This window comes from Acinetobacter sp. FDAARGOS_724, from assembly GCF_013364475.1.
In the GTDB taxonomy this organism is placed as follows: Bacteria; Pseudomonadota; Gammaproteobacteria; order Pseudomonadales; family Moraxellaceae; genus Acinetobacter; species Acinetobacter variabilis.
In genome coordinates this window covers 609,678-629,786 of sequence record NZ_CP054908.1, presented here as the reverse complement: position 1 = coordinate 629,786, position 20,109 = coordinate 609,678, and the positions used below count along the sequence as shown (strand labels likewise).

General features: G+C 43.6%; 15 protein-coding genes and 1 pseudogene. 9 read left to right on the top strand and 7 right to left on the bottom strand.

From position 1 onward, the window contains the following. Positions 1–71: 71 nt before the first annotated feature. Entirely contained in the window at positions 72–809 is a 738-nt protein-coding gene (locus FOC32_RS04325; protein WP_104426825.1) for a sulfite exporter TauE/SafE family protein, read from the top strand. Here FOC32_RS04325 and FOC32_RS04320 read toward each other — a convergent pair. The 4 genes from FOC32_RS04320 to FOC32_RS04305 form a co-directional block, all read right to left on the bottom strand. Continuing rightward, positions 806–1,711: a LysR family transcriptional regulator gene (locus tag FOC32_RS04320; RefSeq protein WP_104426826.1), complete on the bottom strand. Its 906-nt coding sequence runs from the start codon at positions 1,709–1,711 to the stop codon at positions 806–808. The two genes, FOC32_RS04325 and FOC32_RS04320, sit on opposite strands and share 4 nt — an antisense overlap. Positions 1,712–1,808: 97 nt before the next feature. After that, complete coding sequence (locus FOC32_RS04315) at positions 1,809–3,104, bottom strand: solute carrier family 23 protein (protein WP_104426827.1); 1,296 nt, start codon at positions 3,102–3,104, stop codon at positions 1,809–1,811. Between the two features lie 298 nt (positions 3,105–3,402). After that, positions 3,403–6,087, bottom strand: a complete 2,685-nt coding sequence (ppc, locus tag FOC32_RS04310) for a phosphoenolpyruvate carboxylase (protein WP_104426828.1) — start codon at positions 6,085–6,087, stop codon at positions 3,403–3,405. A gap of 150 nt (positions 6,088–6,237) precedes the next feature. After that, entirely contained in the window at positions 6,238–6,861 is a 624-nt protein-coding gene (locus tag FOC32_RS04305) for a TetR/AcrR family transcriptional regulator (RefSeq protein ID WP_104426829.1), read from the bottom strand. Positions 6,862–6,973: 112 nt separating this feature from the next. Between FOC32_RS04305 and FOC32_RS04300 the strand changes: the two genes are divergently transcribed. The 5 genes from FOC32_RS04300 (at position 6,974) to dnaJ (ending at position 14,055) form a co-directional block, all read left to right on the top strand. Then, a complete protein-coding gene (locus tag FOC32_RS04300) occupies positions 6,974–7,936 on the top strand; it encodes an IS30 family transposase (RefSeq protein ID WP_104425752.1) in 963 nt (320 codons plus the stop codon). 148 nt (positions 7,937–8,084) lie between these two features. Further along, on the top strand, positions 8,085–9,188 hold the full coding sequence (locus FOC32_RS04295) for an efflux RND transporter periplasmic adaptor subunit (RefSeq protein ID WP_175966487.1): 1,104 nt from the start codon (positions 8,085–8,087) through the stop codon (positions 9,186–9,188). Positions 9,189–9,190: 2 nt separating this feature from the next. Next, positions 9,191–12,328 carry an efflux RND transporter permease subunit gene (locus FOC32_RS04290; RefSeq protein WP_175966485.1) on the top strand — a complete coding sequence of 1,046 codons (3,138 nt, stop codon included), beginning with the start codon at positions 9,191–9,193 and terminating at the stop codon, positions 12,326–12,328. A gap of 130 nt (positions 12,329–12,458) precedes the next feature. Then, positions 12,459–12,836, top strand: coding sequence for a hypothetical protein (locus FOC32_RS04285; RefSeq protein ID WP_104426832.1), 378 nt, complete (start codon positions 12,459–12,461; stop codon positions 12,834–12,836). Between the two features lie 103 nt (positions 12,837–12,939). Beyond that, a complete protein-coding gene (gene dnaJ, locus FOC32_RS04280) occupies positions 12,940–14,055 on the top strand; it encodes a molecular chaperone DnaJ (RefSeq protein WP_034703346.1) in 1,116 nt (371 codons plus the stop codon). 50 nt (positions 14,056–14,105) lie between these two features. On the opposite strand, the gene FOC32_RS04275 is transcribed toward dnaJ, so the two are convergent. Both FOC32_RS04275 and FOC32_RS04270 read right to left on the bottom strand, forming a co-directional pair. Next, positions 14,106–15,257: an IS4-like element ISAbe18 family transposase gene (locus FOC32_RS04275; RefSeq protein ID WP_004646736.1), complete on the bottom strand. Its 1,152-nt coding sequence runs from the start codon at positions 15,255–15,257 to the stop codon at positions 14,106–14,108. A 249-nt stretch (positions 15,258–15,506) separates the two neighbouring features. Next, a complete protein-coding gene (locus FOC32_RS04270) occupies positions 15,507–15,692 on the bottom strand; it encodes a hypothetical protein (protein WP_004780424.1) in 186 nt (61 codons plus the stop codon). A gap of 855 nt (positions 15,693–16,547) precedes the next feature. Here FOC32_RS04270 and FOC32_RS04265 point away from each other — a divergent pair. Next, positions 16,548–16,745 (top strand): hypothetical protein, encoded by a 198-nt coding sequence (locus FOC32_RS04265; RefSeq protein ID WP_175966483.1) that lies wholly within the window; start codon positions 16,548–16,550, stop codon positions 16,743–16,745. 354 nt (positions 16,746–17,099) lie between these two features. Here FOC32_RS04265 and FOC32_RS04260 read toward each other — a convergent pair. Continuing rightward, positions 17,100–18,243 (bottom strand): annotated as a pseudogene (locus FOC32_RS04260) (IS3 family transposase). 325 nt (positions 18,244–18,568) lie between these two features. Between FOC32_RS04260 and dapB the strand changes: the two are divergent. Together dapB and FOC32_RS04250 are read left to right on the top strand one after the other, a co-directional pair. Continuing rightward, positions 18,569–19,390, top strand: coding sequence for a 4-hydroxy-tetrahydrodipicolinate reductase (dapB, locus tag FOC32_RS04255; RefSeq protein WP_175966482.1), 822 nt, complete (start codon positions 18,569–18,571; stop codon positions 19,388–19,390). 57 nt (positions 19,391–19,447) lie between these two features. After that, positions 19,448–20,092: an START domain-containing protein gene (locus tag FOC32_RS04250; RefSeq protein ID WP_175966481.1), complete on the top strand. Its 645-nt coding sequence runs from the start codon at positions 19,448–19,450 to the stop codon at positions 20,090–20,092. Positions 20,093–20,109: the final 17 nt, after the last annotated feature.

Below are 20,109 nucleotides of genomic sequence, written 5' to 3'. Positions count from 1 at the left end.
TTCTTAAAACCCTGATTTTACTCTATTCGTGATTTCTATAGCATGGGCTTAAATCAATTTAGGGTCATCAGATGACTGCTTTTGTTATTGCTATTTTTGCTCTGGCTGGTCTGATTAAAGGCACCATTGGATTAGGTTTGCCTGCGGTGTCCATGGGTTTGCTGACCATATTTATGAGCCCATTCCAGGCAGCAACTTTACTGATTGTGCCTTCGATGCTGACCAATTTCTGGCAACTCTTTGCCGAAGGTCATGTGCTGAAACTGATTCGCCGTTTCTGGCTATTGCTGGCAGGCATTATTGTGGGTTCAGTCTGGAGTATTTTCCCGACCTTAGGCCATTCTGAATTTCATAGTGAAGCCTTACTGGGGGGGATGCTTGCCCTGTATGGCCTATATGGTTTACTGGCGAAACGGATGCCAGATTTAAGCCAGTATGAAAAGTGGCTTTCTCCGATTATGGGATATCTCGGGGGGGCCTTGACCGTGGCAACCGGGGTAGTGGTAATTCCAGTGGTACCTTATTTGCAAACCCTGCATTTAAAACGTGATGATCTGGTTCAGGCCTTAGGATTGGTATTTACCACCTCGACAGTGTGTTTGGCAATTTTCCTGCACCAAAACCCGGTGGAAGATATGCCGATTGATTATGCCATGTCGGCGATTGCACTGATTCCGGCCTTGATCGGGATGTGGTTCGGCAAAAAAATCCGTTCCCGTATCCCTGAACAGAAATTCCGGACAGTATTTTTTATCGGCCTGATCGCCTTAGGCAGCTATATGATGCTGCATCAATTCGGCTGGATTTAATTCAGGATTTTTTGTACATCCGCAGAAATGAGGAACTGGCTAAAGTGCTGATAGGCCGTGCTTAGTTCATCAAAGTTCTTTGCAGCTAACAATAACTTGCGGTTGGCCCAATCTCCCGTCAGTTGGATTTGCTGAAATGCATAGAGCTTCGACAAACGTTGTGCAGCACGTTTTGGCATGATCGCGATACCTACACCATTGGCCACAACCTGGGCAATGGCGGCAAAATTTGGTAAGCGTAAGCGGTATTGAATTTCACAGTTCAGCAAGCGAGCCTGAGTTTCGATGGATTGCTGCAAAGAGTGATATTGCATCAGACCAACAAAAGGATAACTCAGACAGTCTGCTAATTTTAATGCCTGATTCGTTGCCAGACCATGCGGTTCAGGGCAGATCAGCACCAGAGGATCATCTGAAAATTCCAGAGTCTGTAATTGAGGGGCAGGAAAAAAGCTGGAAATAAGTCCTAGTTTGGCAGTACCACTCGCCAAAGTCGCAATGATGTCATTGCTCTCTGCTTCTTTGAGATCGATCTGGATATTTGGGTTATTCACCAGATACTGTGGCAATAATAGAGGAAGGTACTCACTTTGTGCTGAAGAGTTACACCATAAGCTGATATTGGAATTGAGTCCTTCACTAAAACCGGCCATGGCTTGAGACAACTGTTGTTCCTGTTGCAACAGGGCTTGGGCATGCTCAGCAAAGACCTGTCCCGCAAAAGTCATTTTCACCCCGCCAGAATGGCGGCTGAACAGACTGACCTGATATTGCTGTTCCAGCTTTTTAATCCGCTCACTGGCTGCCTGTAAGGAAATGGCAGAGCGTTCAGCACCTTTGGTCAGACTACCTGTGTCGACTATATTGAGAAAAAGACGTAAATCAAAAAAATCCAGACGCATCGGCAGGATGCTCATATAAAAGATCAGGCCTATTTAAACAATTCTTGCGATATAAAAAAAGCAGCCCGGAGGCTGCTTGAAAATTTAAGTCTTCGAATTATTTTTTATCGACCAGGCTAAAGAACCAGTTCAGGAATAACGCAGCAAAGGTCGCTGTACCAATTCCACCGAGGTTAAAGTTACCAAAGGTTAGAGCAAAGTCACCTGTACCCAGAATAATCGTTACTGCTGCCACCATCAGGTTTTTGTTCTGTGAAAAATCGACTTTATTTTCGATCCAGATTTTCGCACCGGCAATAGTAATCAGACCAAAGACCACAATTGAGGCGCCGGTTAAAATCGCTGTTGGAATGGTATGAATAATCGCACCAAATTTCGGCGATAAACCTAGGAATACCGCAAATACACCGGCAACAGCAAAGATAATCGTCGAGTAAACCCGGGTAACGGCCATCACACCAATATTTTCACCATAGGTAGTCATACCCGGTGCGCCCACACCACCTGCCAAGGTAGTTGCAATACCGTCCGCTACAAAGGCTTTACCGATATGCGGATCCAGATTTTCACCGGTCATGGCACCTACGGCTTTAATATGTCCCAAGTTTTCTGCAATCAGAATCAGGGCAATAGGCGCAATGATCAGCATGGCATTGGTATCAAATACTGGCGCATGGAAGCTCGGAACACCAAACCAGCCAGCTTGCTGAATGGGCGCAAAATCAATTGCAGTCCCATAGCCCATTACATTACTTAAAATGTAGTAAATGAAGTAAGCCAGCAATAAACCGATCAAGAGCAATAAACGCTGTACCAGACCTTTGGTAAACACCGCAATGGAACCCATACACAGGACGGTCACCAGTGACATCCACATATTAAAGGTATTGCCCATGACGTTTTTCACAGTCACAGGGGCCAGGTTCAGACCAATAATCATCACCACCGCACCGGTCACTACAGGCGGCATCAATTTTTCAATCCAGCGGGTTCCTGTTGCCATGACCAGAACACCCATCAAGGCATAAAGCACACCACAGGCAATAATCCCGCCAGCGGCGACACCAATATTTGGATTTAGTCCGCCAGCACCTGCATAACCGGTTGCCGCAATCACTACCCCAATGAACGCAAAGCTTGAACCCAGATAACTTGGTACACGACCACCCGTGATCAGGAAGAACAGGATGGTACAGATCCCCGACATTAAAATGGCCAGATTGGGATCAAAACCCATTAGAAATGGCGCCAGTACCGTCGCACCGAACATGGCAAAGGCATGTTGTACCCCCAAGATCAGGGTCTGGGCAGGCGGTAAATACTCTGCGGTACCTACTGGTCGTGCATCGATACTACCCTTATAAGGGCGCCACTTGGGAAACCAATTGGACATAAAATGAGCACTCAAAAGATAAATTGTGCACATCATACTCTTGTTTTTTAGAAGATTTAATCACTGAAACAAAATTTTTGTTCAAATTAATTCTATGACTTTATTTGAGATTTTACCGTGCGGTAAAAGTTTTTTAAATCAAAACTAAAGTTAAATCAGTGGATTAATTCCCGGACAATTCATATTTAACTTCTATAAGTAATTTTAATTTGATATATAAATAAAGCTTTTTTTGGCTATTGACTGATCAATAAAAAAGCACATCGTGTAGATGTGCTTTAAATGGAAGAGAAAAAAATCAACCGGTATTTCGTAAACCGGCGGCAATGCCGGCAATACTCACCATCAGGGCATGATCGACCGGAGTGTGTTCAGCCTGCTGCTGTTCCAGATATAACCGACGACGTTTCATCAGTTCGGCTTGTAGTAAATGGAGCGGTAACAGATAAGGTTTACGCACGGTCATGGACTGATCCAAGACGCCATTACTGCTGAGCAGTTTTGATTCCCCTTTTAAGGTTAATAAGGTCTGAATAGCATCCTGCAAGCGTTGACGCAGTTCCGTGCCGAGCTCTTTCAGATCTTCATCCTGAGTCAGATGCGATTCGTAATAGAGCGCGACATTGCTGTCTGCTTTGGAGAGTACCATTTCCAGCATATCAATCAGGGTCTGGAAATAAGGCCATTCAGTTAGCATTTCATCTAGAATTGTACGTTGCCCTTGATCCAGTACCTCATTTAATGCGGCACCGGTACCCAGCCAGGCCGGTAACATCAAACGGATCTGGGTCCAAGCAAAGACCCAGGGAATGGCACGCAAGGATTCAATCCCACCGCTGACCTTACGTTTGGCCGGACGTGAACCAAGCGGCAACATTTGTAATTCCAGTTCTGGAGTTACGGTACGCAGGTATTTCACGAAATGTGGATTTTCACGTACTGTCTGACGATAGACCTGTACCGACAGATCCGTCATTTTATGCATCAGATCACGCCATTCCGGTTTCGGTTCGGGTGGCGGTAATAAAGTCGCTTCCAAAGTCGCTGCAGTATAAATTTCTAGATTTTGTAGCGCGATTTCTTCCAGACCAAATTTAAAGCGAATCATCTCACCCTGTTCAGTCACCCGGATGGCGCCTGAAATCGAACCCGGCGGTTGTGAGAACAGCGCTTGCTGGGTGGGTGCACCACCACGGCTGATCGAGCCGCCACGACCATGGAACAGGGTCAGCTGTATACCATGCTGTTTAGCAACTGCGGTCAGTTCTTCTTGCGCACGGTACTGTGCCCAGTTGGCTGACATAAAGCCGGCATCTTTGGCCGAATCCGAATAACCAATCATGACTTCATGCTTGCCCTGAATATGCTGCTTGTACCAGTGCATATTAAAGAGTGTCGACATGGTGTCAGCAGCGCCGTCGAGATCTTTTAAGGTTTCAAATAAAGGCACTACCCGTAAAGGCTGTTTAATCCCGGCTTCTTTTTGCAGCAGCAAGACGGCCAGCACATCACTTGGATATTCGGCCATGGAAATAATATAGGCGCCCAGAGACTCACTTGGCTGTTCGGCCAATGTGCGCATGGTGGTAAACACTTCCTGTACATCTGGATGTTCAATCAGGCTAGCCGCTGGTTCATTCAGGTGTTTAGGTAGTAGAGGACGTTTACTTTGCAGTTCCTGCAACAGGAAGTTTTGACGGGCCTGTTCAGTCCAGGTTTCAAAATTACCCAGACCCAGATATTCAGTAATGGCTGAAATGGCCTGACGATGACGACCAGATTCCTGACGGATATCCAGTTTGAGCAGTTCAATGCCGAAACAGTTCACCCGGTAAATCAGGTCCAGCAGACTGCTATTGGCAAGTTCTGCCAGATTGCACGCCATCAATGAGCGATAACAGGTCAGTAAAGGTTTTAATAACTCATCTTTACTTTTAATCACTCGACTATCATCAGCATCTTTGCCATGCAGTTTTTCAGCCAGCCAAGCCCGGGTAATTTTTAGACGTTCACGGATATCGCGTAAATATTCACGGTACGGTTCAGGATGTTGATGGCCTAATGCCTGTGTAATTTCATCACTGCATTGCTGAATAGAAAGTTCCCAGCGCAGGTTTTCAATATCACGCAGATAAAGATCAGCTGCTTTCCAGCGTGACAACCACAATACTTCCTGAGTCACATTATGCGTCACATTCGGGTTGCCATCCCGGTCGCCACCCATCCAGGAAGCGAAACGTACCGGAGCAACATCTAGCGGCAAAGTCTGGCCACATTGTTCCTCAACCATGCCGTTCAGTTCACGGATGAATTTAGGCACCGCATTCCAGAGGGTTTGTTCAATTGTGGTAAAGCCCCATTTGGCTTCATCCACCGGGGTTGGACGATGCTGACGGATTTCATCAGTTTGCCAGGCAGAACTGATGAGCTGTTTTAAGTCAGCCAAAACTGCCTGACGTTCACGTGGGGTCAATTTCTGCTGGTCAAATTTGGACAGGGCATTATTGATACCATCATATTTCTGGATCAAGGTGCGTCGGCTGACTTCTGTTGGATGTGCGGTCAGCACCAGTTCAATCTTTAATTCACAGATTTGCTGATATAAGGTTTCTGCAGAAATTTCTTGCTGTTTGAATTTTTCAAATAAAGGCACCAGAGGATTTGGAGATTCTGTAGTTTCCTCAAATTCGCTTTGACGGCGACGACGTACCACATGGTACTGTTCGGCAATATTGGCAAAGTTTAGGAAATGGGTGAAGGCACGGGTCAATGGCAGGATTTCATGATCTTCTAAAGTCAGGAATAATTGTTCCAGCTGTTTTTCTGCTTCAACCTGTCCATCGCGAGCACCTTTCGATAAGGCCCGAATTTGCTCGACCTGATTAAACAAATCTTGCCCCGCATGTAACTTCAGGGTTTCTCCCAGTAGATTACCCAGTAAACGTACGTCTTCGCGTAGAGGTGCATCAATCTGTTGAACCATTTTTTATATTCCTCCGATTCTTCCTTTGACTATACCCCGACTGCATGACAATCCAAGTCTTTTGCAGACAAAAGTTGAATATTATTTGTTGATAATTGGATGAATTTTAGTCCTTACGCTGTTGCAAGGATCAGGCCAGATAGAAGAAATTTAACAGGAAATGGCATATTTCAGCATAAAGATCTCGATGGCCTGCTGGATGATCTGATGGCGTTGCTGCATGTCGGGTAGCGGACTTAAGCCCAATAAGACTTTGTGATGTCGCATACCTAACAGTAAGGACACCATCAGTTCGGTCTGATGCTGCGGATCATCAGTCTGGATAAATTGATGTTGCTGCGCCTGCTCAAAGAAATCATGCCAGGCCTGATTCAGCTTGATATGTGAGGCCGTATAAAAACGTTCCGCCAACGGATTTTTTTCATAAGCCAGTTGCATGATGAGCAGGTCCAGTTTGAGAGCTTCCGGCAGATTGGCAATATTGAATGAGCGCAGACAGATCTGATATAGCTTCTGCTGAAAATCATTATCAGGCTGCAGAACTTTAGGAGATTCCTGCAGAATTGCCTCACAGGTCTCTTCAACCGCACAGCTAAACAGCGTGGCCTTATCCTGAAAATGATTATAGACAGTGAGTTTGGTCACACCTGCCTCCAGCGCAATCTGGTTCATGCTGGAACCATGATAACCATGCTGTAAAAACAGCTGTTTTGCTGCGTTCAGAATACGCTGGCGTTTCTCCAGATCCTTGGGCCGTCCAACCGGTATTTGCACAATTTCATCCCGCAGATTCAAATACCAAGTGCGACATATTTGTAGTTAGTTGAAAAAGTTAGGTGTATTAAAATCATTAGACTTTTTTCAACTCGCAATTGGAAAGCACCCAATGAAGAAATACACCCAACTTTCTCAAGATGAAAGATACGAAATTTATGCTGCTTTGAAAAGCAAATCTTCAATCTCTACCCTTGCCAGGGAGCTTGGACGTTCTCGATCAACCCTTTATCGTGAGATCAAAAGAAATACTGGAAAACGTGGATATCGAGCTCAACAGGCAGAGAAATTTTCAAGTCAAAGACGATATCGATCCTCTTCACAAATGACGGATTTTGCTCTCGTTTATATTCGTTATCTGATTGGCTTAGATTGGTCTCCTGAGCAAATTTCAGGTGCTTTAACACAACGAGGTTGGCTTGATGTGCCTTCACATGAATGGATTTATCAGTACGTCTATCTAGATAAATCTAAAGGCGGTAAGCTCCACATTCATTTAAGACATCAAAAGAAATATCGTAAACGAGGCTATAAAAATACAGACCGTAGAGGCCAACTCGTTGATAGAACAAGTATTCACTGTCGCGATGAGGTCATCGAGAAACGTCAACGCCTAGGTGATTTTGAAGGTGATACCGTGATAGGCAAGAATCACAAGGGGGCATTATTAACTCTGGTTGAGCGCAAAAGCTTGTATGTACATATCGTTCATTTGGGACAAACTAGAACCACAACTAAAACGATCTCGTGTGCTTTAGCATGTTTGCGCAGCAGTCATGCCTACAGTGTAACCTTTGATAATGGTAAGGAGTTCTCCGAGCACCGGCGGATAACGGAAGCAGGAATAGAGACGTACTTTGCAGATCCATACAAGTCGATTCAACGAGCCAGAAATGAAAATACCAATGGTCTGATCAGGCAATATCTGCCAAAATCATCTTCGTTTGATGAAGTGTCAAATGAACAAATAGAGCAGATAGAATTTGCTCTCAATCATCGCCCTAGAAAAACACTAGGCTGGTATACGCCTAGTGAAGTTATGGCTGGTTTTTATACTGTTGCACTTGCTGCTTGAATCCGCCTCCAAAAAAAATTAATATGGTCATTGTTTTAACTGCAGAATCCTAATTAGTGTACCGGATGGTATATTAATTAAAAAATAAGCAATTTATATATCTACCTATTTTGCCCTAAAAATGATGATTAGATAAGAGCGAACAATAATGAGCACGATACAGAGCGCACTGGCTGGCATGATCGTCCTATGCAGTATGGCTTTCTCAGGATGTAGCAAGGACAGCGCTGCAGCAGAACAGGAAGTTCCATTTGTCATGGTGACCACACCGAAAACTTCACATCAGGAATTGAAAAGCTATGCCGGTGATGTCCAGGCACGTCAGCAAACGGCACTGGCGTTCCGGGTAGGCGGACAAGTCACCCAGCGTTTTGTCGATGTGGGTGATCAGGTAAAAGTTGGGCAAGTCTTGGCGACCCTAGATGTGAAAGATGCTCAACTTCAATTAAATGCAGCACGTGCCCAGCTAGAAAGTGCTCAATCGGCCAGTAAAATTGCTCAGGATGAATTACAGCGTTTCAAGCAGCTGTTACCGACCAATGCTGTGAGCCGCTCGCAATATGATGCGATTGAAAATCAATATAAGGCAGCTGCGTCAAATCTGAAACAGGCTCAGTCCAATTATGATACGGCCAAAAACCAGACCGCTTATAACCAGCTCATTGCCAATAAAAGTGGGGTGATTACTGCACGCAATATCGAAATTGGTCAGGTCGTTGCAGCAGGGCAGGCTGCCTTTGAACTGGCGATAGCTGGTGAGCGTGAAGTCGTGATTGGGGTTCCTGAACAGGCGATTTCCGAAATTAAAACCGGTCAACCGGCCTGGGTCACTTTATGGTCTAAACCGAATGAAAAATTCACCGCTTTTGTTCGTGAGATTTCACCAGCAGCAGATCAATCGCGTACCTTCCGGGTGAAAGTGGCTTTACGCGAGGGTAATAGCCAGATTCAGCTCGGCCAGAGTGCTCGGGTGTTCTTTCAGAACAGTCAGGACAATATCCTTAGCGTTCCTTTATCCAGTGTTTCAGCGACCGATCAGCAGGCCTATGTGATGGTAGTCAAGCCGGATCATACCATCCGCAAAGTGCCGGTGCAGCTGGGTGCTTATGGCCGTGATTCTGTGCCAGTCCTCAGAGGGTTAAAGGCTGATGATTATGTGGTGATTGGTGGGGTTCATCTACTGCGTGATCAGCAAAAAATCAATCCGATTGACCGTGAAAACCGTAGTGTGAAAATTCAGGCAGGGAGTTAAGTATGAACTTTAACCTGTCTGAATGGGCCTTAAAGAATAAAGGTCTGGTACTGTATTTCATGATCCTGCTCGGTTTGGTGGGCATCGTATCCTATTCCAAACTGTCACAAAGTGAGGATCCGCCGTTTACCTTTAAGGTCATGGTAATCCAGACCTACTGGCCGGGTGCCAGTGCTAAAGAAGTATCCTTACAAGTCACCGACCGGGTTGAAAAAGAGTTGATGACTACCGGACAGTATGACCGGATCATGGCCTATTCCCGTCCGGGGGAATCCATGGTGACTTTTATTGCCAAGGATTCTTTGGCTTCCAAGGATGTCGCAGATGTCTGGTATAACGTCCGTAAGAAAATCAATGATATTCGCCATGAATTACCGCAAGACGTACAAGGCCCATTCTTCAATGATGAGTTTGGCGATACCTTCGGTAACATCTATGTCATTAAAGGCGATGACTTCGATTATGCGACGCTTAAAGAATATGCCGACCGTTTACAGTTACAGCTACAACGGGTCAAGGATGTCGCCAAAGTTGAACTGATCGGTCTGCAGGACCAGAAAATCTGGATCGAAATCTCCAACACCAAAGCTACCCAACTGGGTATTCCGGTGACTGCCATTCAGCAGGCACTGCAGCAGCAAAATGCCATGACTCAGGCGGGCTTTTTTGAAACCGGTTCTGACCGGATTCAGGTGCGGGTCAGTGGTGCGCTGAATAATATTGAAGAACTGCAGCAATTACCTTTATTGGTGAATGGCAAGACCATCCAGCTTGGTGATGTGGCTGAAGTTTATCGCGGCTTTACTGATCCGGCACAACCGCGTATGCGCTTTATGGGTGAAAATGGTATCGGTATTGCCGTATCGATGCGTAAAGGCGGCGACATCATTGCCTTGGGTAAAAATCTGGAACAGGAATTTGCCCGGTTGCAGAAAACTTTACCGTTGGGGATGGATCTGCAAAAAGTCTCAGATCAGCCGGTAGCAGTGAAACGCAGTATTAATGAATTTATGAAAGTTCTGGCCGAGGCTGTAATTATTGTTCTCTTGGTGAGTTTTTTCTCGCTCGGTTTCCGTACCGGTCTGGTGGTGGCCTTCTCGATTCCGTTAGTATTGGCGATGACTTTTGCCGGGATGCAATTATTTGATGTTGGCCTGCATAAAATTTCTCTAGGTGCCCTGATTCTGGCACTTGGCCTGTTGGTAGATGACGCGATCATTGCCATTGAAATGATGGCAATCAAAATGGAGCAGGGCTTTAGCCGCTTACAGGCGGCCGGTCATGCTTGGCGGACGACTGCTTTTCCAATGCTGACCGGAACCCTGATTACTGCTGCCGGTTTCCTGCCAATCGCGACAGCAGCGTCGAGTACCGGGGAATATACCCGCTCGATTTTCCAGGTGGTGACGCTGGCACTGTTGGTGTCCTGGATTGCCGCAGTCCTGTTTGTCCCTTATCTGGGCGATAAACTTCTGCCAGATTTTAACAAGGATCTGGTGCAGAGAGCGCCATGGTATCAACGTCTCTGGGCGCGTTTACGCAAACGCCCTGAACCGGAGCCGCTGGTACATCATGCCGGTGAGCATCATGATCCTTATCAAACCAAGTTCTATCAAAGCTTTCGCCATTGGGTGAATATCTGTGTCACCTACCGTAAAACGGTCATCGCGGCGACTGTCGGGATTTTTGTGCTATCCATTTTGATGTTTAATCTGGTGCCCAAACAATTCTTCCCTCCATCGAACCGTGCCGAAATTCTGGTGGATCTGAAACTGGAAGAGGGCGCTTCATTAAAAGCGACTGAAGCTGCAGTGAAAAAAGTTGAAAACTTCCTGTCCAAACAGGAGGGGATTGATAATTATGTGGTCTATGTCGGTACCGGTTCCCCACGTTTCTATTTGCCATTAGACCAGCAATTACCGCAAGCCAGCTTTGCCCAGTTTGTGGTCTTGGCTTCATCACTTGAAGACCGCAATGAAATCCGTAAATCCTTAAGCGACCAGATTCGGGTGCTGTTACCCGAAGCCCGTACCCGGGTATCTCTGTTGGAAAATGGCCCACCCGTCGGCTATCCATTACAGTTCCGTGTATCAGGTGAAGACTTGGGATTAGTCCGTCAATGGGCACAGAAAGTTGCAGCAACGGTCGGAGACAATCCGAATACCACCAATGTGCATCTGGACTGGGGCGAGCCAAGTAAAGTGATTAAACTGGATATTGATCAGGACCGCGCCCGTCAGCTTGGCGTGAGTAGTCGCGATTTGGCCAATTTCCTGAATAGCTCAATTTCTGGAACTGCGATTGATCAGTACCGTGAGAAACGTGAGCTGATTGAAATCCGTTTACGGGGTGATCAGGCTGAACGTGTCGATGTCGGTTCACTGAGTAGTCTGGCAGTACCGACCACGAATGGGAGTTCAGTTCCTTTAGCCCAGATTGCCAAGATCGAATACAGTTTTGAAGAAGGTCTGATCTGGCATCGGAACCGCTTGCCGACTATTACGGTACGGGCTGATATCCGGACGCAACTGCAACCGGCAACCGTGGTGAATGAGTTGAAAGATCAACTTGAGCAGCTCAGAGCAGAAATGCCAAGTGGCTATTTAATAGAGGTAGGCGGAACAGTCGAAGAATCTGCGCGTGGGCAGAATTCAGTGAATGCGGGTATGCCATTGTTCCTGGCAGTGGTGATGACTTTATTGATGATCCAGCTTAGAAGTATTTCACGTGCCTTTATTGTCTTCTTGACGGCGCCATTGGGCATTATTGGCGTGGTCTTATTCCTGTTAATTTTCAATAAACCTTTTGGCTTTGTGGCCATGCTGGGTACGATTGCCTTATCAGGCATGATCATGCGTAACTCGTTGATTCTCATTGACCAGATTGAACAGGATATTCAGGCAGGTGAATCGCAATGGAATGCCATTATCAATGCCACAGTGCGCCGTTGCCGTCCGATTGTCCTGACTGCACTGGCTGCGGTTCTGGCCATGATTCCTTTATCCAGAAGCATTTTCTTCGGGCCAATGGCGGTTGCGATTATGGGAGGATTGATCGTTGCGACGCTATTAACGCTGTTTTTCCTGCCAGCCTTATATGCACAATGGTTTAAAGTGAAAAAAAGTTTAAATTCTGTTTAAATTTGTCATAATTTCAGGTGCGAAATATTGAAAATTTCAATATAGTAGTACCTGATTTTTTAATAATTCAAAAAAGACATACTGCTGCGGAACTCGCTTGTGCTGGGCCGCACACTAAGGTTGACTAAACATGACTCAAGACACACTCACCAAGATGCGACGCTCCGTGGCGATGGCTTATGTCTTCATGTTTTTTGCTTTGTTTACAGTGGTAAGCGGCATATTCGCCTACTGGTATGCACGTAAGGTGACCCAGATTGATTATGCCGAAGTCTGGTTACAGGCACAGGCACTCTGGATCATGCGTAATATTGTAATTTATTCAGTACTCGCGATTTTTGCAGCGCTCTGGTTCATTCCATTATTTTTCTTCGCCTGGGATAGCCAGCTTTGGGTGAAAGCCTGCACAGTCGCAGGTGTAGTATTCAGCTTTATTGCCATTATTTTCCTCATTAATGCCTGGTTCAAAGGTATCTTCAAATTTTCTCAAAACAAAGCTGTATTCTAAGCTTTCAATTTTTTTTCAGAATTCCCCTTGTAAAGCTGGGTTTAACCCCAATTTTAGACCACAGTCAATATTAAATAGAATTCCGTGAGGAGCATCGCCAGACATGGCTAAACGTGATTATTATGAGGTTTTGGGCGTCTCTAAAACCGCTAGTGATGATGAAATTAAAAAAGCCTACCGTAAGTTGGCGATGAAATATCATCCAGACCGTAACCCGGACAATCCTGAAGCTGAAGAGAAGTTTAAAGAAGCTTCAGAAGCGTATGAAGTTCTGTCAGACAGCGAAAAACGCAGCATGTACGACCGTATGGGCCATCAAGCCTTTGAAGGTGGTATGGGCGGTGGTGCTGGCGGCTTCGGTGGTTTCAGTGCGGAAGATATTTTCAGCCAGTTTGGGGATATTTTCGGTGGAGCCTTTGGTGGGGGGGGCCGTGGCCAGCAACGTCAACGCCGTGGTTCAGACTTACGCTATGTGATGGAATTGACGCTTGAAGAAGCAGTCAAAGGCGTTAAGAAAACCATTACTTTTACTGCACCAGCACCATGTGACGCCTGTGATGGTAAAGGTTCTAAAAATCCGAACGATGTTGAAACCTGTCCAACCTGTCATGGTGCCGGCCAAGTACGTATGCAGCAAGGTTTCTTCTCGGTACAGCAAACCTGTAGTACCTGTCGTGGCCAGGGCAAGATCATTAAGAACCCATGTAATAAATGTCATGGATCAGGTGTATCTGACCGTCAGCAAACCCTAGAAGTTACTATCCCAGCCGGGGTGGACAATGGCGACCGCGTACGTTTGACTGGTAAAGGTGAAGCGATTCGTGATGGCCAATCAGGTGATCTATACGTTGAAGTCGTGGTACGTGAACACGAAATCTTCCAGCGTGACGGTGCAGATCTGTATATGGATGTGCCAATTTCAATTGCGGATGCAGCTTTGGGTAAAGAAGTTCAGATTCCGACATTAGATGGTCGTGTCAGCCTGAAAATTCCTGAAGGTACGCAAACCGGTAAACTGTTCCGCCTACGTGGTAAGGGCGTGAAACCAGTACGTTCAACCATGCAAGGTGATCTGCTTTGCCGTGTTGTTGTAGAAACACCAGTGAACCTGACTGCACGTCAACGTGAACTGTTGAAAGAGTTGCAAGCGACCATGGAAGATGAGGGCAGCCAGTCTTCTCCAAAGAAAAAATCTTTCTTTGATCGGTTGTTTGACTGATCTGGATAGATAAAAAAGGACGCTCAGGCGCACTGCTGTCCCACAATTTTTCACAAGAGGAAGCTCATTTGAGCTTCCTCTTGTTTTATGGGTATTTTATCGGGTGAAAATAAAGCTTTTAAAGTTCTTCTTTCAAACAAATTCACTTGAATTATTCTGAGTAAACGTTGAACTGTCCAACCTGTTTTTCCTAAATGTTGAGCGAAACTCACCAATAAATAGGCGATCATCGCAATCCAGATTTGTGTCTGAATTGCGTTCCTGCTGCGGCCTAGAAACGCTTTTAATTTGAGATTCTGCTTAATCGCCTTAAAGAACAGTTCAACTTTCCAACGATCTTTATAAATCGCCGCAATGGTAGAGGCGGCTAAATGAAAGTTATTGCTGAGAAAGCTAAAGTGCTTGCCACTTTGCTGATCTCTATATTCAATTCTTCTTAACACTGGGGCTTTTCTTTTTAGGGCATGTGCGCTATTCAGCTGAATGGTTTCATCTTTTAGAATACCTTTGGATTCAAGCACTGGATGTTGCTGGATCACCTGATACACAGATTTAGGCCTAAAACGTGTGACAAATCCAATGTTTTGAGCAGTCAGATTTGCATACCATTGGTAATCGACATAGCCTTTATCAAAAACTACAATGCTGCCAGCAGGAAACTGGAATTTGCGGCCTTGTACCATGTCATTTTCTTTGCCATTTTCAACTGCAACAAACTCAGGAATATCATTGCTGTGATTCAATCCTATACTGAGTTTCATGCTGGCTTTTGAGTCGTGAACTTTGGCCCATTCACATAAGGAAAGCGACAGGTCAATATGACTGGCATCCAAGGAATACAAGGGATTCTTAAAGCGAAATTTATGAGCTACTTTTGAGTGTTCATAGTATTTAAGCAACTTGTAAAATAGCTGTTGATACAAGGCAGCAGGCTGTTGCTCATTGATTCGTGCCAGCGTGCTTCGGGGAATAGACTTTGCTCCGAGATGACTTAGCTTTTCCTGTTGGCACTCCAAATTGGATTGAATATCTCTCAGACTTTGCCTACAAGAGAATTGAGACATCAATATGGCAATAAACTGATCCCACCGGGAAGCCGCTCTAAATTTCTGTCCAACATGGTGTACTTTAGCAAGTTGTTCAAAATCCTGTCGCACAACAGGTTTAATTAGCTCATGAAATACGGTATTCTGATGTGACAAAACCTGAATCCTGGTCGTTAAAGTGTTTGTTTGCACTCATATTTTAACTGTTAGGACTCAGGTTTTTTTTATTTAAAGCAAACTATGGGACAGCAGTGCGCTCAGGCGTCCTTTTTTATAGCTTAAATTCGGAAAAGATGTATAAGTTAATTATTAGATAAAAATAATGAGAAAATTATTCTTTTAATGATATTGGCTTTTTAAGAAGGATTTATACCCCTCACGCAGAGAAATATAAATCCTGTCATATTATTGAGCTTCAGTTGCTTGAGCTTCTGATGCTGGAGCTTCGCTTGCAGGTGCTTCAGCAGCTTGAACTTCAGACGCAGCTGTTTCAGTTGCAGCAGGAGCTGTTTGTGCTACTTCTTCAGCAGCAAAAGTTTGTGATGCAGCAATTAACGCTACCCCGGCAAAAGTTAATTGAACTAATTTCATATAAATTTCCTTGTATTAAAAATAGTGTACTACTCAGTACACTTGGCAAAAATGTTGATATAAAATGTAGATATTGATGTTTTTTTGTGTGTACTTATGTTTACTAATGTAGTTTGATGTTATTTAAATAACTGAAATATAAGATTAATCATTAATCTCATAAAATTGAGCAAGTGGCAAAATATATAAGAAAATGGATTTGTTAATGTGATGTATGTCACATATTTGCACATTTAAAGGATGAAATTTAATTTAAATACTAAAAGAAAAACCCCAGCATCCTGCCGGGGTTTTTCGTATGGGTTCGCTCGGTATAACTCCTGTCGTACCTTACTGTCCTTGTGCTGATCTATTGTTATTCTTGTTTGGAACTTCCTGTTCCTGATGAGTTCATCATAGGAAACTTCCAGTATTCTGGATAGCAGCAAAAAGCCGAGATTGATGTGAGCCAAAGCGTACAAAGAGTCCGATTACTACTTTTGCCAGACAGGGAAAATACTTTGTCTTTTAAGACCTCATCATCAGGATATGAAAATCCTGAGTTAATGATCTCTCTATTCATTTGACTAATAAAATATTATGAATAATCTGAAATATTAAAAGAATTGTTACAAAAACTGGTTCCTATTAAATTTTTAGCAATTATGAGATTATTAAGAAATTGATATATAAAATTAATTTTTAGGCCGACAATCTTGCTAAATAGGAATGATTTAGAAGGTTATTTAATCTATCAATTCCTCAAAACTTGCAGAACTTTTTCTAATTTGTAATCCTTGCGACCAAGGGTGTCTAGCTGAGCTAAGGCAGGTATTTGTTGTAGTCGGGCCGCTACAACTGATAACAGGTGCCTGTATGTTTAATTTAAAGATTTTTAATAAGATCTCTACCGAATTCTTGACCTTAAAAAATGACCTGGAGCTGAATTCCGAGATTCAACTCATCACTAAATATAAAACATCTATTTGTGAAGACTATAAAAAAGCGATTGTGTTGATCTTTAAAGAACGTGGATATACCAGCTTGGAAGTTGGTCAACTACTTGATGCGTGATCCTTAAACATTCCTAAATTTAAAAAAGTATGGATTTACACTTCCATGTACCCAAGCAATCCATCGTGTTTCATCGAAAATAATGCCATGCGCTAAGGCCATATGCTTCAGTACGCGATGATGGGTATTTAATTCAATAATATCAGTAATACTTATATTGCTGAGGTGGTCAAACTGGAGTTTCAATATATTTCCCTTAAATACAAATAATCTAAATATGAAAAATCAAGATCATACGTACCATGGAAAAATATTTTTTATCTTATTAAATTCAATTATTTAAAATTAAAATTAGAGGTGGTTCCACATGTTTGAACAACTAAAAGCTTATTTATAAGTGATATTCCGCTCTAGTTAAGCCACCTTGTTTTGTTGGGGTAGCTGATCATAGTAAAACTCATTTGGTGTCATTTTGTCTAGACTCGAATGAGGTCGTTTCAGATTATAAAACTCAAAATATGCACTCAATTGCTTTTTCGCATCTGTGACACTGCTATAAGCTTTGAGATACACCTCTTCATATTTAACGCTCCGCCATAATCGTTCAACCATCACATTATCTACCCATCGACCTTTACCATCCATACTGATTTGAATGCCATTTGATTTCAATACATCAATAAATGCATCACTGGTAAACTGACTGCCTTGGTCTGTATTAAATATTTCAGGTCGACCATATTTTTCAATAGCTTCATTTAATGTTTCTATGCAAAATGTAACCTCCATACTAATCGATACTCTATGCGCAAGTACCTTGCGGCTATGCCAATCAATCACAGCACATAAATAAACAAAGCCTTTTGCCATAGGGATATACGTTATATCCGTAGACCACACTTGATTACTGCGCTGAATAGCCAATCCTTTGAGCAGATATGGATATTTGCGGTGAGCTTGATTAGCCTGGCTTAAATTTGGTTTGCAATATAACGCATTAATGCCCATTTTCTTCATTAAAGTACGTGTATGACGTCGTCCTATATGATGTCCTTGACGATTCAACAAATCACGCATCATACGGCTACCTGCAAAAGGGTATTGCATATGTAACTCATCCATACACCGCATCAGCTTCAGATCTGATGCACTCACAGGTTTTGGGCGATAGTAATAACAACCACGGGAGACTTTCAGCAGCTGAGCTTGCTTAGATACTGAAATCTGAAGTGAGTCATCGATTAACTTTTGTGGTTGAAGCGGCCCAGTTTCTTCAACACACCTTCTAAAAAATCAATTTCTAATGCCTGCTCACCGATTTTTGCATGTAGTTTTTTTAGATCGATGGGTGGTTCTGATGGAGCTTTTGATTGATCGAAAGCTTGTGAGGAAGCTGAGATCAATTGATTTTTCCAGTCAATAATTTGGTTTTGATGAACATCAAACTCAGAACTCAATTCAGCAAGTGTTTTTCTGCTTTGATCGCAGCAAGTGCTACCTTAGCCTTAAAGTCGTTTGAATGATTTCTTCTTGGTCTACGTGCCATAAAATACTCCATATATTGATGTTTATAACATCATTTGAGGAGCAGAGTATCACTTATAGGAGTTGTTCAAATTTCCGGATCCATCTCTAATCTAATTCTTATTAACTAGAATTTTCTTTAAATGAGTTTATCTCTGACTAACCATTTAATCATTATTCCTCTAACGGAATTATTTTCTTTTTACTCGTCCATAAACTATTGTTGATATGGACTGCATATCAAAAACCCTCATGATCCTCTTTAATTCTTTTCATTGATTTTTATGCGATCAATCTTAGTGTTATGAGCGAGTTTTGCTATAGTAAGAGCAATTTCGAATCAACATCAGGACTATGTTATGTCAGCGACACCACGCATTGGGATTTTAGGTGCAGGCGGCCGTATGGGACGCATCCTTATTCAGGCGGTGAAAGAAGCCGGTTACCAATTGGCAGCAGCTGTTGAGCGCCCTGAAAGCTCATTGATTAGCGCAGATGCCGGTGAACTGGCTGGTGTAGGGAGCCTGGGTGTAAAGGTTGTCGGCCATCTTGAAGAAGTAGTTAAAGACTGTGACGTAGTGATCGACTTTACTGCGCCTGCTGCGACGGTGAATCATCTTAAAATCTGCCGTGAAAATGGCGTTGCGATCGTGATTGGTACGACTGGTATGAATGACGAACAAAAAGCTTATCTGGATGAATCTGCAAAAGAAACTCCAGTGGTCTATGCAGCGAACTATTCGGTTGGTGTGAACGTTTCGATCAAACTGCTAGAACTTGCCTCTAAAGTCTTTGGTGATACGGTCGATATTGAAGTGATCGAAGCACATCACCGTCATAAGGTAGATGCGCCATCAGGTACAGCTCTTATGATGGGTGAAGCGATTGCTGGAGCACTGGGTCGTGATCTGAAAAAAGATGCGGTATATCACCGTGAAGGGCATACGGGTCCTCGTGAACGTAAAAGTATTGGTTTTCAGACCATTCGTGGCGGTGATATCGTCGGTGAACATACTGCAATGTTTATTGGCGAAGGCGAGCGTGTTGAAATTACGCATAAAGCCACTAACCGTATGAACTTTGCAGCGGGTGCCGTACGTGCCGCAGCTTGGGTCGTTGGTCGTGATGCACGTAAATATGACATGAAGGACGTACTTGGTTTTAACGATATTCAAGTATAAATTTTCGTCAAAATCCTATATAAAAATAACTTAAAACTAAAATAAGATGACAATGGAATGAAGAAATTAATATTAATGGCGTGTGCTGTAGCCTTTGCCGCTACAGCACAGTCGACCTCTGTGCAGAATGCCAAGCTCAGCATTAATAAAAATAATATTAAAGTCTGGACCTATCAGGATGAACGTAATCCCGTTTTTCTCTATAAAGCCGAAACCACCTACAATGTCCCGATTGAGAATGCCGTTTCTCTGATTCTGGATGTTGATCATGCGGTGAAATGGGTGCCTTATATGGGCAGTATCAAGGTGCTGTCGCGTGATGATAAAAAAGGCGATTTCACCTTGTATATGGTGCTGGATTTTCCATTTCCTTTAAAAGATCGTGATCTGATCGTGCAAGGCAAAATGATCAAGGATGCCAATGGTCAGATCATCATCAAGAATAAAGCAATTCAGACTGGATATGCCCTAAATCCGAATTATGTACGTTTGACTGATTATCAGGGAGACTGGACCTTCCAGAAACTGGCGAATAACAAGGTTAAGGTATCGACTTATGGCTATGCCAATCCTGAAGGTTCGATTCCTTTAACCTTTGTGAATATGTTTGTGCAACAGCAGCCTTATCAGATGCTGCAAAAGATGAAAACCGAACTGGCTAAACCTGTGACAACGCCTGTTTTACCTGAAGCTTTACGCTAAATAGCTAATATAAAAAA